The organism is Microcoleus sp. AT3-D2, from assembly GCF_036705715.1.
In the GTDB taxonomy this organism is placed as follows: Bacteria; Cyanobacteriota; Cyanobacteriia; order Cyanobacteriales; family Microcoleaceae; genus Microcoleus.
Map to the genome: position 1 here is coordinate 1 of NZ_JAUBVE010000185.1, position 1709 is coordinate 1709.

Annotated in this window: 1 pseudogene; it reads right to left on the reverse strand. The window is 40.1% G+C overall.

Annotation, left to right across the window (positions count from 1 at the left end):
- Positions 1 to 295: 295 nt before the first annotated feature.
- Positions 296 to 1439 (reverse strand): annotated as a pseudogene (locus QUB44_RS30735) (IS4 family transposase).
- Positions 1440 to 1709: the final 270 nt, after the last annotated feature.

The following is a 1709-nucleotide window of genomic DNA, read 5'->3' on the forward strand; positions in this document are numbered from 1 at the left end:
GAGTCGTTATCGGAATCGTCGTCGCCGTTATGGTCTGCGTTGTAATTTGTTATCAGCAATTTATAATTATGAGTTAGCTCTAGGGGGATTAAATTGAAAACCTTCTATTATAGCACAATACGGTTCAGTTAAGGCTATGCAGTGCTTAAAACAATAAATACAGGAGGATTCCTTATGATTCCAGTACCTCTGTGTTTAACTTGTTTAGACCGAAATTTTGAGACAGGTTTTTTCACGACTCTGGGGTTGTTTCTCTGAACCCTTTCAGGTAGAACTTGATCGAGAATCTCCAAAGTTAACCAATTGAAAAAAAGGGAAGTTCCTGTGGTTGTAACCGCTGAAATTTGGGCAGAGCGCGACGAATAACTCGTAGTGTTCCAGTAAAAGAAAGACGCAAGGGTGAAACGCCTGCGCTGCTTGCTGCTTGAAAAATTAATGACCGTACAGCTCTTCGGTCCTAGTAGTAAACCATAAATTTCTTGTACCACCTCTTTGGGTCTTTGAGAACGAATATGAGTTTTTCGTCCTAATAAATGTACTTTCAGTTCATCAATCGTATTCTCAACTTCCCAACGTTGATGATATTCACAGGCAAGCAACTGGGCAGGAAATTTTTCTGCTTCCAATAAGCTCGTAATTAAACGATATCTAATTTGTGCTTCTGGGCGTTCGGGATGCTCAATTGTGTACTCAATTACTCTTACTTGTATTGGCTGAAATCCTTTTTTTCTTAATTTGCCTGATGGATAAATCTTTCCTCAAATATGAACCATCATCTAATTGTGTTTCGTTTAAGAATTTAACGTTGGATGGAATTCGCCCCACATACTCACAACCTTTACTGACTGTGGCTTCTACCATCGCGTAAGAATGTAAACCTCTATCCCACATCAATAACATTCCCTCTGCCACTGAGCGTAACAATTTTAACGCTCTTACTCTTTCTCCCATTTTATATGGACACATTAAGGCATCAAAGATTAAATGTGTTCCTGCCTCTACTAAAATTACTAATCTAGCTTTGGGGAACGCTGCTCTCGTACCCGGACGGCTACCCGGACGACCAAAAACCCTGGCATTTTCATCACCCAGACGGAATATCTAAGCAGGTTCCATCTATCACTACGACCCGGAGTTCGTTGATAAAAGCTCCTACTGTTTCAACTGTAGCCATTGGTCGCACTAATGAATGAAACAACTGTCTCATCACGCCTGCTCCTAATCTTTGTCTGAGTAATTGCCGATTTACAGGGAAACCGCCAATATTTATCAATTTTCACCCATGCTTCATTAAGACCATCAATTAAATTTTTTAAGACATCCCGCATTGAATCTTTAGACCACAGACTCATGGCGATTACCAGGCACACTACCAGTTGTGCTGGTAGGGCGCGCTGACGTTTTTCTTCAACATGTGTTTTCGCAATAGCTTGTTCAATTGCACTGGCTGGAATTGCTATCTCTATGGCCTTGAATATTTCCTTACTTGGGATTTTGGGAGATACTAATGAGAATTCTTTGAGAGGCACGCTAACTTGCTCTCCTTTTGTGGACACCATACCTAATTTACCACGGTTTGAGCCTTAACTGAACCGTATTGGATTATAGCATAGATTTTTTTTGCAAGAGGTCTAATGTTTATTGCGGAGCATTCTTTCAAAATAATCAAGATTTAATTGATTGGAGTAATAGCCAAAAATTGCTACATC